Here is a 14514-nt window from a genome sequence, read left to right on the forward strand (position 1 = left end):
CGAAGAGCTCTACAAGGGATGGAGCTGGAGCGAGAAATTCCCCGGTCAGCCCGAAATCGAACGCTGGCTGAACTACGTCGCCGACCGCCTCGATCTCCGCAAGGATATCCAGTTCGACACGACCGTCGAGCGCGCGCATTTCAACGAGGCGACGCAGCGCTGGACGGTGTTGACCAACACCGGCGAGGCGATCGACGCCCAATTCCTCATCACCTGCTGCGGCATGCTCTCGGCGCCACTCACGTCGCGGTTTCCGGGGCAAGAGACATTCAAGGGCGAGCTGTTCCATACGGCGCGCTGGCCCAAGGAAGGCGTCGATCTTGCCGGCAAGCGCGTCGGCGTGGTGGGCAATGGAGCAACCGGCATCCAGGTCATCCAGACGATCGCCGGCGATGCCGGCCATCTGAAGGTCTTCATCCGCACGCCGCAATACATCATCCCGATGAAAAACCCCAAATATAGCGCTGCCGATGTCGATGCCTACAAGGCGCGCTTCCAGTTCTTCACCAAGCAGCTGCCGAGTACGTTCACCGGCTTCGAGTATGATTTCGAGCATGCCTGGGCCGATCTCACGCCCGAGCGCCGCCGCGAGGTCCTTGAAGCATGCTGGGAAGACGGTTCCCTGAAGCTGTGGCTCGCCTCCTTCGGCGAGATGTTCTTCGACGACGAGGTCAACCGGCAGGTATCCGAATTCGTGCGCGAGAAAATGCGCGCGCGGCTGAAGGATCCGAAGCTGTGCGAACTGCTGATTCCGTCCGCGTCCGACTACGGGTTCGGAACGCATCGCGTGCCGCTGGAGCAGCGTTTCCTGGAGACCTTTCATAGACCCAATGTCGAGATCGTCGGCGTCCGGGACAATCCGATCGAGCGCGTGACCCCTGCCGGGCTGCAGACGGCGGACGGGACGGTCCACGAGCTGGACATCATCATTCTGGCCACCGGGTTCGACGCCGGAACAGGTGCGTTGACGCGCATCGACATCCGCGGCCGCGACGGCAGGGCGTTGAAGGACGAATGGAGCGCAGATATCCGCACCACCATGGGTCTGCAAATTCACGGCTACCCGAATCTGTTCACGACTGCGGTGCCGCTCGCTCCCTCGGCCGCCCTGTGCAATATGACAACGTGCCTGCAGAAACAGGTCGAGTGGATCGACGACTGCATCAAATACCTGCGCAGCAGGAATCTGAAAGTCATCGAGCCGACAAAGGATGCGGAAGATCAATGGGTGGCGCATCACGATGAGACCGCCAATGCGACACTCATTGCCAAGACCAGCTCCTGGTATCTCGGCTCGAACGTCGAGGGCAAGCCGCGGCGGGTGCTGTCCTACACCGGCGGTGTAGGCACCTATCACCAGAAATGCAACGAGGTCGCCGCGAACGGCTACCCGGGCTTCACCATGCAATGAGCGCGGCGCCGCGAAGGCGTCGTGACAACGGTGCGCGCGATCGCTTGCGGTCGCGTGCGGCCGGCCGCGCGCTCCAGGCGGCGCGATGCATCTCTCGAAAGCATTCACTCGAAAAGCGGAGGAAACGATGAGCACTGGTTTTAATACGGCGGCAAACGCCGTTCTCGACGGGGTCGTTACGTCAAGCCCGCGCGTCCCCGGCGTGGTCGCGATGGTCACGGACCGGCATCGCAACATCTACGAAGGCGCGGCCGGCAAGCGCCGCCTCGATCAGGCGGCCGAAATGACGACGGACAGCGTCTTCGCCATCTTCTCGACCACCAAGGCGATCACCGGCACAGCGATCCTGCAGCTCGTCGAACAGGGCGAGCTCGATCTCGATGCGCCCGCGAAGAGCTACGCGCCCGACATCGGCAAGCTGCAGGTGATCGACGGCTTCGATGCCAAGGGCGAACCGAAGTTACGCCCGCCGAAACGCGAAGTGACCACGCGCATGCTGATGGTTCACACCGCAGGCTTTGGTTACGACTTTTTCAGCCAGACCTACAATCGCCTGGCGCAGGAGAAGGGCCAGCCCAGTGTCATCACTTCTTCCAAGGCGTCGCTGATGACCCCGCTGCTGTTCGACCCCGGCGACAAGTGGGAATACGGAACCAATATCGACTGGTGCGGTCAGATCGTCGAGGCCATCACCGAAAAGCGGCTCGGCGAGGTGTTCAAGGCGCGCATCTTCGAACCGCTCGGAATGAAGGACACGACCTTCGAGCTGACCGCGGCGATGCGCGCAAAGCTGGCCGGGGTGCATGCACGCGGCGCCGACGGCTCGCTCACGCCAATGGACTTCGAGCTTCCCGCCAATCCGGAAGTTCACATGGGCGGCCATGGCCTTTACGCCACCGTCGGCGATTACATGCGCTTCATTCGCATGTGGCTCAACGATGGTGCCGGCGAGAATGGCCGCGTGCTGAAGCCCGAGACCGTCCGCATGGCGGCGCAGAACCATCTGGGTGACAAGAAGGTGACGGCGCTTCCGGGTGTCATCCCCTCGCTGTCCAACGACGCGGAGTTCTTTCCGGGACAGTCAAAATCCTGGGCGCTGACGTTCATGATCAACGACCAGCAGGCGCCTACCGGACGTCCAGCCGGCGCGCTCGGCTGGGCCGGCCTCGCCAATCTCTTCTACTGGATCGACCGGGCGAATGGGTTTGGCGGATTCTGGGCCACACAAATTCTGCCCTTCGGCGATCCGGCTTCGTTCGTCGGTTACATGAACTTCGAAACCGCGTTCTACGACAGCCTGAAGCTGCGAAAGGCGGGCTAGGCTTCGAGGCGTCCGGCCAAAATTTTCGCTCAGTGGTGCGGCCTCCCGCTTCCCGATCGAAGTCGAATGTTTGCGACCTCGTCCGTCGGGGATGCCGCACTCGCGCAAGCACGAATGACCCTGACAAAAGTTCGCAGCTCGCGCCCGCCTCCGAAAAGCCCGCATGCCGTCCCTCAACAGTCACGCAACAATCACAATGATTCATGAAAGCGCCATTTCATGGGCTGGCAAGAGGCGGTCAATACAACCAGGAGCTGGGGCCATACACTCTACAGGGAGGGTGAGCCATGGCACTGAAATTCCGTACCCTCGATTTCCGAACCATCGACGGCTCCAACAACAATCTTGCCGATCCCACCTTGAACCAGGCCAACACCGACTTTACTCGGGTGGGGCCGGCGAATTTCGCCGATGGGTTCAATGAAATGACGCCGGGGCCAAACCCCCGCACAATCAGCAACATTGTCGTTGCGCAGGAGGACGCCGGCGAGGACGGCCCGCATTTGACTGATGACAACGGCGTCGCGCTATCAGGCATGATGTATGCGTGGGGCCAGTTCATCGATCACGACCTGGATCTGCAGAAGAACGCCACAACCACTGATATCTCGATCACAGTTCCGGATGATGATCCGTTTCTGACGCCCGGCAGCCCCATCCCGTTGACGCGGGTAGCTATCGATCCTGCGACCGGTGTTCCCGGGAAGCCCGCAACCGCCATCAATACGGTCACGGGCTGGCTGGATGGATCACAGATATACGGATCCGACGCTGCCACCGCAGCGAGCCTGCGGACGGCCGACGGTCATATGAAGATGTCTGAAGGCGACAATCTGCCCATTGTCGATAGCCCTCAGGGCCCCGCCTTTGCGGCCGGCGACGTGCGGGCGCAGGAAAACCCCGACCTGACCGCCTTGCAGGTCCTGTTCGTGCGCGAGCACAATTATCAGGTCGATCGCCTGCACGAGGAACATCCGAACTGGAGCGGCGACAAATTGTACGAGACGGCCAAGGCCATCACTACGGCCGAGATGGTCAACATCACCTATAACGAGTGGCTGCCGCATCTGTTGGGCGAGAACGCGATCAAGCCGTATCACGGCTATAACCCCACGGTGGACCCGCGGATCACCGAAGAGTTTGCGGGCGCCGCGTTTCGCTTTGGTCACTCGATCGTCTCCGACGAAATCAGCGCAATCAGCAATCTAGGTGCCTTCACGTCGGAGCAGACGCTGGCGGAATCGTTCTTTGAAAAGCCGGAGGTCTTCGCGGCTACGGGAGCCGACGGCTTGCTTCGGCATCTGGCAGGAGACCTGGCTAACCTGCTGGACGCCCACATTGTCGACGGCTTGCGTAACCTCCTGGTCGATCCCCCTGACGGTATGGATCTGGCGGCGATCAATATTCAGCGCGGCCATGATCTTGGCTTGGGTACGCTGAATCAGACCCGGGAGGCGCTGGGGCTTGCGCCCTACACCAGCTTCGATCAGCTGAGCTCCGATCCGGAGACGGCGGCGGCGTTCGAGAAGGCCTATGGCGATATCGATGCTGTCGATTTGTGGGCTGGTGGCTTGGCGGAGGATCATGCTGAAGGCGCGATCATCGGACCAACCTTCGGCAAGATCATCGGCGATCAGTTCGCGGCCTTGCGCGACGGCGATCGGTACTATTTCGAGAACCAGAACTTCGACAAGGCAACCCTGAAGGAGATCAAGAGCACCACCCTGTCGGACCTGATCCTGCGCAACACCGATACCACGGCAATGCAGGCCGATGCTTTCGTCGCCACCGAGCGGCACAGCGGCACCCTCGGCGGCGTAGACCCGACTGGAGAAGAGGCCGCCGACGGCATGGCGCAACTCGTGGTCGGATCGGCGGGCAAGGATACCCTGACCGGCGGGGATCTCGATGACACGTTGGTGGCGGCGAGCGGCCACATGACGATGACCGGTGGTGATGGGGCCGACACCTTCGTGATTAACCTTGACGACATCAAGGGAAGACACAACACCGTAACCATCACTGACTTCGATCCGGGTGAGGACAAGCTGCAACTGGGGAGCGATGCCTATGTCAGGAAATCATCTGACCATCACGGGGGAACATTGTTGCAGGTCGGCAACGAGACCATCGACCTGGTCGGCGTGAAGCCGAATGAATTGCACCATTACAACTGGATTGCCAGCGGTGGAACGACCGCACCGCATGGTGGTCAGGGCTTTGGATGGTGGGGCCAGTTTCGCGACTCGGTCACCAGTGGTCAGACGCCAGCGACCGGCACGGGCACAGGGGAGCCCGCAGGTCACGGTTCTGCCATCCCGCATGCGAACGGCTCGACCGCATCGTCCCTGGCAAACCGGAGCTTTGCGCTGCTGAACCAGTATCTGGCCGGCAGTTCTGGCCGCGGCGATCCCGGTCAGATCATGGCGGCCGTGTCGAATGACGCCGTCACGGGTCAGGATTCCCTCCTGACCAGACCGCAGCATTGATCCGCTTCCGCACCCGGGCGCTCGGCGCCTGGGTGCGGGCACCATCAGTGTTGGCAATGGATGAGAACCGAGCGCGGACGGATAGTTCGCGCTGACGCGCGCCCGCGGAATCGCGAAAGCAGATTTACCCCTTGGCGTCGCAGGCCCAGGCGCGGATCACGCACTCCTTGCCGCCGAATTCGTAGCACTTTTTGGTCGCGGCGTTGAGCGAGCTCGAAATCCTGGGCTTCACGGCATAGCCGTGGGCGCCGCAGGGATTGGTCATGTCGACGGCAAGGGCCGCGCAGGCGCGTTTCATCGCAATGGCGGTGCAGTTGCCCTTGCATTGCTTCAGCGCGGCCGAGCGCGCGTCGGCTTCGGCGGCATAATCATAGGCCTGGCCATAGGCACCGCATTTGCCGACCGCCAGCGCGCCGGCGGCCCATGCCTTGGTGATGGTGCTGAAAACGGCCAGTAGCAGCGTCAATGCAACAACGAACAACGCGCGGCGCTGTGCCGCGACGGTCGAGACGATCAAAATCCCCTCCCCCGAGGTAATGGGGAGAATCTAGCCGCGGGGAGTTTCCAGTTGGTGAACGGTGTTAAACCCTCATGGTGAGGAGCGCGAAGCGCGTGTCGAACCATGTGGCCCGGCCGGTGCCATTCATCCTTCGAGACGCCGCTACGCGGCTCCTCAGGATGAGGTCTGGCGGGAGCGGCAATGAGAGAGATCGTGGGCACGCTTCGCTTTGCCCACCCTACGATCTCTCAAGGCCGGGACGGCGGCGGTGAGTGCCCTACCCCCTGCGCGCAGCTTCCAGCGCTTGGGGCGTATCGATATCGAGAAACGCACTCTGGCCGTCGACCGGAACTTCGGCGACCGCCTCGGCGTGCTTGGCGATCAGGTGACGGGCACCGACGTCGCCGTCGAGCGTCATCAATTCTTTAAAGAAGCGGCGCGACCACAGCACGGGATTGCCGCGGCGGCCGTCGCTGACGGGGACGGCAATCAGGTGGCCGCGGTCCGGCGCGAAGGTTTCGATCAGCTGGTCGATCAGCTTGGCTGATATCAACGGCATGTCGCCTAGGCAGACGATGGCGCCGTCGGCATTTTCGGGCACCGAAGCGATGCCGGCCTTGACGGAGGACGCCAGCCCACCGGCGAAATCGGGATTGCGGACGAATTTTACATTCAGCCCTGCCAGGGCCTGCTCGACCAGTTCGGCCTGATGGCCGGTGACGACGACCACATCCATCGCCTTCGAGGCCAGCGCCTGCTCGGCGACGATCCGCACCAGTTTTTTGCCGTCGATTTCGGCAAGCAGCTTGTTGGGACCGCCCATTCGCGTCGAGCGGCCGGCGGCGAGCACGATGGCGGTGACGTTGCGGTTGGCCTCGCCCTCGAGGTTGGTGCGCGGCTGCGGCCGCGTGACGATTTCCATCAACAGGCCGCCGACGCCCATGCCGGTCAGCTCAGTGCGCGTGACCTTCAGCCCGGCGAGCAGCCGCATCAAGACCCAGTCAAAACCGTTTTCGACCGGCGAGCGCGCGCAGCCCGGCGCGCCCAGCACCGGCACGCCACCGGCGCTGCCGATCAGCAAGAGATTGCCGGGATCGACCGGCATGCCGAAATGTTCGATGGCGCCGCCGATCTCGGTGATTGCCGCCGGGATCACGTCGCGGCGGTCGGCGATCGCGGACGCACCGAACACGATCACAAGCTCGGCGCCGAGGCCGAGCAATTCCTTGATCGAGGCAGCCAGCGCTGCCTCGTCATGCGGCACGCGACGTTCGGCAATAATGCTGGCGCCAGCCGGCGCCAGCCGCTCCGCGGTCACGCGCAAGGTCTTGTCGATGACTTTCGTCGCAAGGCCCGGCAGCAGCGTCGAGACCACGCCGACGCGCTTGATGACATAAGGCGCAATGCGCAGCGTGTCCTTGCCCGCAACCTTGACGGCGGCGTCGCGCAGCTTGCCTTCGACGCCGAACGGAATGAGCTTTACCGTCGCGATCATCTCGCCTTCGACGACCGGCTTGAAGGCGGAGAGCGTCGCAAAGGTGATGGCTTCATCGACGCCGTTGATGCGGTCGACCGCAGCGCGATCCACCACCAGCACGCCGGCTTGCGCCGCGAACAGATTGGCGCGGCCGGTGAAGGCGCGCTCGACATTGACGCCCTCGCCCGCAACCGCCTGCGCAATGCTGGCGGCGGCCTCGTCTTCTGAGACGTCGCCCGCTTCCAGCCGCACCACGACGATTTCCTTGACGCCGGCCTTGTTGAGCGCCTCGACCTCGGCGGGCCCGATCGTGGTGCCCTTCTTGAGCACCAGCGAACCCTGCCGGAGCGTATGCACGGTGACGCCGCCAATCGCGTCGGCCGGACTGGCGGGACCGAACTTCATGCCGCCTGGACCTTCGCGGTTTGCTTTTCGCCTTCCTTGGGCAGCCGCAGCTCGGCGGTGATCTCGGCCATGATCGCGACCGCGATCTCCGACGGCGACACCGCGCCGATCGAAAGCCCGATCGGCGCATGGATGCGCGCGATGTCGGCGTCGGAGGCGCCCTGCGCCTTCAGCCGCTCGGCGCGCTTGGCATGGGTTTTTCGCGAGCCGAGCGCGCCGATATAGAAGCAGTCGCGCTCGAAGGCGTGCAGCAGCGCCGGATCGTCGATCTTGGGATCATGCGTCACGGCGACGAACGCGGTGTAATGATCGACGTTGAGCGGCGGTAGCGCCACATCGGGCCATTCGGCGATCAGCGGCACGTCGGGGAAACGTTCGGGGCTGGCAAAGGCGGTGCGTGGATCGACCACCGTCACGTCGTAATCGAGCGAACGCGCCAGTGGCGCGAGTGCCTGGCTGATATGAACCGCGCCGACGATCACGAGCCGCGCGGTCGGCGCGTAGACGTTCAGGAACAGTTTCTTGCCGCCGGACTCGATTGTGCCGCTCTTGCCCATGCGGAGCTGCTTTGAAAGCTCGGCGCTGAGCGGATCGGTCGCGATATCCTTGGCCTTCACCAGCCGCTGGTCGCCGTTGGCCACGTCAGTGACGACAATGACCGGGCGGCGCGCAGCGCGCTCGGCGTTGACCTGTGTGAGGGTTTCGAGCTTCACGACTGGCCCACCTTCTCGACGAAGACGCGGATGGTGCCGCCGCAGGACAGACCGACATTCCAGGCGGTCTCGTCGGCGACGCCGAATTCGAGCATTTTTGGCTTGCCGCTGGCGATCACGTCGAGCGCCTCGGTGACGACAGCGCCCTCGACGCAGCCGCCGGAGACCGAGCCCAGAAACGTGCCGTCATCGTTGATGACGAGGCTGGAGCCGGCCGGCCGCGGGGCCGAGCCCCAGGTCTCGACCACGGTCGCCAGCGCCACCCCGTGGCCCGCCTTCTGCCAGTTCTCGGCGGCCTGCAGAATGTCTTCGTCGCGGTTGAGCATGGGAGACCCTCCTTCAGGCTGCCGATCGGATGCGGCTGATGTGGTGGGGCGGCGGCGGCGCCGAAAGCGCCTCGATCAGCCCTTCCATCGACGTCAAGTTATGCACCGGGCGGAATTCGTCAACGTGGGGCAGCATCATTTTGATGCCCTGCGCCTTGGCCTCGAACCCGCTGTAGCGCAGCAATGGATTGAGCCAGATCAGGCGGCGGCAGGACCGGTGCAGCCGGTCCATCTCGAAGGCGAGCTTGGCGTCGGCCTCCCGCTCCAGCCCGTCTGATATCAGGAGCACGATGGCGCCCTGCCCCAGCACGCGGCGGCCCCACAATTTGTTGAAGGAGTGCAGCGAGGTTGCGATGCGGGTGCCGCCGGCCCAGTCCTCGACCGAGGACGAACAGCTCGCCAGCGCCTCGTCGGGATCCTTGGCCCGCAGCGCCCGCGTCACATTGGTCAGCCGCGTGCCGAACAGGAACACGGAGACGCGCTTGCGGGCGTCGGTGATGGCATGGAGGAAATGCAGGAACAGGCGGGTATATTCGCTCATCGATCCCGATATATCGAGCAGCGCCACGATCGGCGCCGGCTTCTCGATCCGGCCGAGCTTTCTTATGTCGATGATCTCGCCGCCGGTGCGAAGACTGCTGCGCAAGGTGCGGCGCATGTCGAGGCGCAGGCCCTTGGCATCCGGCTGATAGCGGCGGGTGCGCAATTCCGCCTGCGGCAGCTTCATGTTGGCGATGGCGCGGGTGACCTCGGCGATCTCCGCCGCGCTCATCTGCGCAAAATCTTTTTTCTGCAGTATCTCCTTGTCGGAGACCGACAGCTTCAGTTCCTGCTGCTGCACTTCCTGCGTCTCGTCGCGCATCGAGGGCTGCGCCAGCGCCTCCTGCACGCGGCGCGAGGCCGGCGGCGGCTTCTTCTTGGCGTGGTCCGGCAGCGGCACCGAATCCAGCATGTGCTTCCAGTCCTCGGCCGCGCGGAAGAACAGGTCGAAGGCCTGGGCAAAGATCAGCGCGTGCTCGTGGCGCTTGACGAAGATCGCTTCCAGCGTGGTGTAGACGTCGCCGCGGTTGCCGATCTCGATCACCTGCAGCGCGTTGAGGGCGTCGATGACCGCGCCGGGACCGACGGGGATGCCGGCGGCGCGCAACGCGCGGGCAAAGCCGATGACGTTGTCGGCCATATGCCCGGTCGGCGGATTGAGATGATCGATGTTAGTCATGGTGCAACTAACCTCCCCGTCACTCCGGGGTGCGCGATGCGCGAGCTAATTCTCGCTCGTCGCTTCCTTCAAAACCTTCTGCAGCGTGTCGCCCTGCATCCGCGCGATGTCGTCCTGGTACTTGAGCAGCGCGCCCAGCGTGTCGCCGACCAGTTGCGGCGTCAGCGAGCGGGCGTCGAGCTCGGTCAGCGCGGTGGCCCAGTCGATGGTCTCGGCGACGCCCGGCGACTTGTAGAAGTCCTGGTCGCGCAGCGCCTGCACGAAACTCACGACCTGCTGCGACAGTTTCGCGGAAATGCCCGGCACGCGCGACTTGACGATCGCAAGCTCGCGCTCGGCGTCGGGATAATCAACCCAGTGATAGAGACAGCGGCGCTTCAGCGCGTCGTGGATCTCGCGGGTGCGGTTCGAGGTGATGATGACGATCGGCGGCTGCGGCGCCTTGATTGTGCCGAATTCGGGGATCGTGACCTGGAAGTCGCTGAGGATTTCCAGCAAGTAAGCCTCGAACGCCTCGTCGGCGCGGTCGAGCTCGTCGATCAAGAGCACCGGCGCGCCGGCGACGTCAGGCTCCAGCGCCTGCAACAGCGGGCGTTTGATCAGAAAGCGCTCGGCAAAGATGTCCGAGGACAATTGCTCGCGATCGGTATCGCCGGCGGCTTCCGCGAGGCGAATCGCGATCATCTGCGCCGCGCTGCTCCACTCATAGACGGCGGAGGCAACGTCGAGGCCTTCATAGCATTGCAGACGAATCAGCTTGCGGCCGAGCGCCGCCGACAGAACCTTTGCGATCTCGGTCTTGCCGACGCCGGCCTCGCCTTCGAGAAACAGCGGCCGGCCCATGCGCAGCGAGAGATAGGTCACCGTCGCCAGCGACCGCTCGGCCAGATAGCCGCGCGAGGTCAGGAGCTCGAGCATCCCATCGACGGATTTCGGTAGCGCCGATGCACTCATGGGACGAGCCTTGGGACAACAAGCCTTGATAAGATCGGCAAAACTTACTTCGCCGTCGCCGCTTCGACGGCGCGCCGCGTCAGCACGCCGATCAGGTGCGCGCGATATTCGGCGCTGCCGTGCAGATCGCTGTTCAGCCCCTCGGCCGAGGCCGAAACCCCGTCGAGCACCTTATGCGAGAAGCGCTTCTTCAAGGCTTCCTCGAACGCGGTGGCGCGGAACACGCCATCCGAGCCCGCGCCGGTGACGGCGACGCGTACGTCCGACGGACGCTTGGCGACGAACACACCGACCAGCGCATAACGCGAGGCCTGGTTGCGGAACTTGATATAGGCCGCCTTCTTCGGCAGCGGGAACATCACCTTGGTGATGATCTCGTCGTTTTCCAGCGCGGTCGAGAACAGGCCCTGGAAGAATTCCTCCGCCTTGAGGCGGCGCTTGTTGGTGACGATGGTGGCGCCGAGCGCGAGCACGGCCGCCGGATAATCCGCGGTGGGATCGTTATTGGCGAGCGAACCGCCGATCGTGCCCTTGTGGCGCACCGCGGGATCGCCGATTCCGCCGGCAAGTTCGGCGAGCGCGGGGATGGCCTCACCGACGATCGGCGATGTCGCGACACTGGCATGCTTGGCGGTGGCGCCGATCACCAGCGAGCGGCCCTTCATCTCGATCGTGTCGAGCCCTTCGATGTGGGAGAGGTCGACCAGATGCGGCGGGCTGGCGAGCCGCTGCTTCATGACCGGGACCAGCGTGTGGCCGCCGGCGATCACCTTGGCGTCTTCATTCTTCACCAGGAGATTGGCAGCCTGCCGCACGGTCGCCGGACGATGATATTTGAATTCGTACATGAGAACTTCCTGATCGCTATTCGCGATGAAAATCGATTAAGCGGATTTGGCCATCGCCTTGGCGCCGGCGGCGATCGAAGTCACGATGTTCTGATAGCCGGTGCAGCGGCACAGATTACCTTCGAGTTCCTCGCGGATGACATGGTCCGACAGATCGTGGCCCTTGCGGTTGACCAGATCGACCGCGGTCATGATCATGCCGGGGGTGCAAAAGCCGCACTGCAGGCCGTGATGCTCGCGGAAGGCTTCCTGCATCGGATGCAGCGGCGCGCCGTCGGCGGCCAGGCCCTCGATGGTGCGGACTTCATGGCCGTCGGCCATGACCGCGAGCGTGGTGCAGGACTTCACTGCCTTGCCGTCGAGATGGACGACACAGGCGCCGCACTGCGAGGTGTCGCAGCCGACATGGGTGCCCGTCAGCCGGAGATTTTCCCGCAGAAACTGGACCAGCAGGGTACGGGAATCGACATTGGCGTTTACGGGGTTACCGTTCACGATCAGGGAAATCTTGGCCATCAGCACTCTCTTGGGCTGCACCGCCGGATATACCGGCAACGCAGGTGATTTATAGTCATTCCAAAGCCCATAATATGGGCCATCCCGGTAATGAGCAACCTCGGGAGCCCCTCGTTTGGGGCATGGCCTGGGTGACTTGGCGGGGCTATCGGACAGGGCTCACGGGATCGGATTCGCGAGAATCAGCCTTTGATCAGCCCTGCACGGCCTTGCCGAAATTGGTGAAGAATTCGTCGGCCAGCTTCTTGGCCGCGCCGTTGATCAGGCGCTGTCCGAGCTGGGCCAGCTTGCCGCCGATCTGCGCCTCGACATTATAGCTGAGCAGCGTGCCACCATCCTTTTCGGTGAGCGCCACCGTGGCGCCTCCCTTGGCGAAGCCGGCGACGCCGCCCTCGCCTTCGCCGGATATCTTGTAGCCGTTGGGCGGGTCGAGATCGCTCAGCATGACCTTGCCCTTGAAGCGGGCGGACACCGGCCCGACCTTCATCTTGGCGGTGGCGCGGAAGCCGTTATCCTCAGTCTTTTCCAGCTCCTCGCAGCCGGGGATGCAGGCCTTCAGCACTTCCGGATCATTGAGCTTGGCCCACACGGCCTCGCGCGATGCCGCAAGCTGGACTTCGCCATTCATTGTCATGGCCATGGGGGTGCCTCCTGGGTCGCTTACCTGATCTCCCCCAAGTAAAGCACGCCCGGGCCAAAAGGAAGGGCGATGAGCGATGCATCTTCGCAAGTGCAACAAGTGCTTGCCGACAAGAGCATTGGCTTTGACAGGCCGGGATGGTTAGGTCGCACAGAGATGAGCACATCCCTTTCCCCTCTTCTGGCTCCGATGTTGTCGAGCGCCGCGATGCGCGCGGTCTGCGACGATGTGGCAAGCCTGCAGAACATGCTGGATTTCGAGGCGGCGCTGGCGCGCGCCGAGGCCGCGGCCGGGGTGATCCCGGCTGATGCCGCCGGGCCGATCACGAATGCGTGCCGGGCCGAATCATTCGACATCGCCGCGCTGGCGGATGCCGCAGCCAGGGCCGGCAACCTTGCCATCCCCCTCGTCAAGGCGCTGACCGCCAATGTCGCCAAAACGCACGCCGTGGCGGCGCGGTATGTCCATTGGGGCGCGACCAGCCAGGATGTCATCGATACCGGTGCCATGCTCGGCCTTCGCGCCGGCATCGACGCGCTGCTGCCGGACATCGGTCGCGCGATCAAAGGCTTTGCCAAGCTGGCACAACAGCACCGCAACACGCCCGTGGTCGCCCGCACCTGGCTGCAGCATGCGCTGCCGATGCCGTTCGGGCTGAAGCTCGCGGAGTATGCCGCGGCACTGCATCGCTCGAAGGGACGGCTGCAGCGGCTGCGGAGCGAGACGCTCGCGCTGCAATTCGGCGGCGCAGCCGGCACGCTTGCGGCGCTCGGCGACAAGGGATTGGCGGTCGCGGAAAGACTTGCCGAAGAGCTGAAGCTGCCGCTACCAGACGCGCCCTGGCACACCCACCGCGACCGCATCGCGGAAGCCGCGGGCGTGTTTGCGATTGTTGCCGGCACCTGCGGCAAGATCGCGCGCGACGTGTCGCTGATGATGCAGACCGATGTCGGCGAAGCCTTCGAACCCTCGGGCGAAGGCCGCGGCGGCTCTTCCACCATGCCGCACAAGCGCAATCCGGTCGCGGCCGCGAGCGCGCTTGCCGCGGCGACCATGGCGCCGAATCTGGCTGCGACGGTCTTTGCCGCACAGGTGCAGGACCACGAGCGAAGCGCCGGCCCCTGGCACGCGGAATGGCCGACCCTGCCGACGCTGCTGCTGGTCACCTCGGGGGCGCTGGCGGCGGTCGTCGATATCGCCGAAGGGCTGGAAGTCGACGCCGCGCGCATGCGCAAAAACCTCGACGCGACGGACGGGCTGATCATGGCCGAAGCGGTGGCGATGGCACTCGCCGAAAAGATCGGCAAGAGCGATGCGCATCATCTGGTCGAGGCGGCCAGCAAGAAGGCGGTCAAGGACAAGAAGCATCTGCGCGATGTGCTGTGCGGGGATGCCAGGGTCACAGCACAACTCGGCGCCGATGAGATTGCAAAACTGTTCGAGCCGATGGCCTATCAGGGCGCCTCGCAGGCGCTGATCGACCGGCTGCTCGCCTCACTCGATGAAGACTAGGTCCGGCACAACCAGTCGCTGGAGATCGCGCGCGCACCTCATAAATCGAACTCGTTGGTGCGGGCTTCCCGATGCCCGAGGATATCCAATTGTAACCGAACTCACAGTCGGCAGCTCTCCAATCTGCTAGCCTGGCTTTTTACGTCAGACGCCGTCCGATCGATTGCGCGGCACATGCCGGCTT

At 63.9% G+C, this 14514-nt stretch carries 13 protein-coding genes; 4 read left to right on the forward strand and 9 right to left on the reverse strand.

Going from position 1 to position 14514, the window contains the following annotated elements; all coding sequences use genetic code 11:
* From CQ14_RS12455 to CQ14_RS12465, 3 genes are all read left to right on the forward strand, one after another.
* The coding region (locus tag CQ14_RS12455; RefSeq protein ID WP_245320314.1) for a flavin-containing monooxygenase at window positions 1-1411 on the forward strand (1411 nt) is incomplete at its 5' end.
* Window positions 1412-1538: 127 nt separating this feature from the next.
* Entirely contained in the window at window positions 1539-2732 is a 1194-nt protein-coding gene (gene acmB, locus CQ14_RS12460; protein WP_057858174.1) for a methyl acetate hydrolase AcmB, read from the forward strand.
* A 287-nt stretch (window positions 2733-3019) separates the two neighbouring features.
* Window positions 3020-5221: a peroxidase family protein gene (locus CQ14_RS12465; RefSeq protein ID WP_057858175.1), complete on the forward strand. Its 2202-nt coding sequence runs from the start codon at window positions 3020-3022 to the stop codon at window positions 5219-5221.
* 124 nt (window positions 5222-5345) lie between these two features.
* Here the strand turns inward: CQ14_RS12465 and CQ14_RS12470 are convergent, their stop codons facing one another.
* From CQ14_RS12470 to CQ14_RS12510, 9 genes are all read right to left on the reverse strand, one after another.
* Window positions 5346-5735: a DUF4189 domain-containing protein gene (locus tag CQ14_RS12470; protein WP_057858205.1), complete on the reverse strand. Its 390-nt coding sequence runs from the start codon at window positions 5733-5735 to the stop codon at window positions 5346-5348.
* Window positions 5736-5997: 262 nt separating this feature from the next.
* On the reverse strand, window positions 5998-7602 hold the full coding sequence (locus CQ14_RS12475) for an NTP transferase domain-containing protein (RefSeq protein WP_057858176.1): 1605 nt from the start codon (window positions 7600-7602) through the stop codon (window positions 5998-6000).
* Window positions 7599-8315, reverse strand: coding sequence for an XdhC family protein (locus CQ14_RS12480; protein ID WP_057858177.1), 717 nt, complete (start codon window positions 8313-8315; stop codon window positions 7599-7601). Before CQ14_RS12480 ends, CQ14_RS12475 begins: the two co-directional genes overlap by 4 nt.
* Window positions 8312-8641 carry an XdhC family protein gene (locus CQ14_RS12485; RefSeq protein WP_025589337.1) on the reverse strand — a complete coding sequence of 110 codons (330 nt, stop codon included), beginning with the start codon at window positions 8639-8641 and terminating at the stop codon, window positions 8312-8314. The genes CQ14_RS12480 and CQ14_RS12485 overlap by 4 nt, the downstream gene beginning before the upstream one ends.
* Before the next feature lie 13 nt (window positions 8642-8654).
* Window positions 8655-9860 (reverse strand): vWA domain-containing protein, encoded by a 1206-nt coding sequence (locus CQ14_RS12490; RefSeq protein ID WP_057858178.1) that lies wholly within the window; start codon window positions 9858-9860, stop codon window positions 8655-8657.
* A 45-nt stretch (window positions 9861-9905) separates the two neighbouring features.
* Window positions 9906-10814 (reverse strand): AAA family ATPase, encoded by a 909-nt coding sequence (locus tag CQ14_RS12495; protein WP_057858179.1) that lies wholly within the window; start codon window positions 10812-10814, stop codon window positions 9906-9908.
* A 44-nt stretch (window positions 10815-10858) separates the two neighbouring features.
* Window positions 10859-11662: an FAD binding domain-containing protein gene (locus CQ14_RS12500; RefSeq protein WP_057858180.1), complete on the reverse strand. Its 804-nt coding sequence runs from the start codon at window positions 11660-11662 to the stop codon at window positions 10859-10861.
* 36 nt (window positions 11663-11698) lie between these two features.
* A complete protein-coding gene (locus tag CQ14_RS12505) occupies window positions 11699-12178 on the reverse strand; it encodes a (2Fe-2S)-binding protein (RefSeq protein ID WP_057858206.1) in 480 nt (159 codons plus the stop codon).
* Between the two features lie 193 nt (window positions 12179-12371).
* Entirely contained in the window at window positions 12372-12818 is a 447-nt protein-coding gene (locus tag CQ14_RS12510) for an SRPBCC family protein (RefSeq protein WP_057837317.1), read from the reverse strand.
* Window positions 12819-12974: 156 nt separating this feature from the next.
* Between CQ14_RS12510 and CQ14_RS12515 the strand changes: the two genes are divergently transcribed.
* The gene (locus CQ14_RS12515) at window positions 12975-14330 is read left to right on the forward strand and encodes a 3-carboxy-cis,cis-muconate cycloisomerase (RefSeq protein WP_057858181.1); all 1356 of its coding nucleotides are present in this window, start codon (window positions 12975-12977) and stop codon (window positions 14328-14330) included.
* The last annotated feature ends 184 nt before the right edge of the window (window positions 14331-14514 follow it).

Source organism: Bradyrhizobium lablabi (assembly GCF_001440475.1).
In the GTDB taxonomy this organism is placed as follows: Bacteria; Pseudomonadota; Alphaproteobacteria; order Rhizobiales; family Xanthobacteraceae; genus Bradyrhizobium; species Bradyrhizobium lablabi.